Raw genomic sequence first — 402 nt, 5'->3', positions numbered from 1 at the left:
TACTACGATTGGTATTATCTATCTGTCTTTGACAGTCATGATTATTGACCATACCCGCTACTCTGGCGGGTTTTTTCATTATTAGAATGAGCGGATATAAGCTTGTAGAAACGAAAAACCCTGCGATCAGAGCAGGGTTTTCTATTGAATCAGTACTGAGTGACTGGTTAGGCAATGTGCGTCATTTTATTAAGCACAAAGGTTTCAATACAACCTTCAGTCGCAGCCATGTACTCAGCGATGTGTTGGCTCGCTAAGTGTTTCTCTAGGTGAGCTTCAGACTCCCAGTTCTCATGAAAAACGAAGTGAGCAGGGTTACTGTTATCTTGGTGTAAGTCGTAGTTTATACAACCGTCTTCAACACGGGTTCTATCGATCAATTTAATCATCTCTGATTTAACT

Annotated in this window: 1 protein-coding gene; it reads right to left on the bottom strand. The window is 40.8% G+C overall.

Features of this window, described 5'->3' with window-relative positions; translation table 11 throughout:
* Window positions 1–167 precede the first annotated feature (167 nt).
* Window positions 168–402 (bottom strand): putative quinol monooxygenase (locus AB4653_RS13525; protein WP_372104425.1); only part of this gene is annotated, 235 nt, incomplete at its 5' end.

Source organism: Vibrio sp. 10N.222.48.A3 (assembly GCF_041475345.1).
Lineage (GTDB): Bacteria > Pseudomonadota > Gammaproteobacteria > Enterobacterales > Vibrionaceae > Vibrio > Vibrio tasmaniensis_A.
The sequence above is the reverse complement of the archived record's forward strand: the minus strand, read 5'-3'. Positions and strand labels throughout refer to the sequence as shown.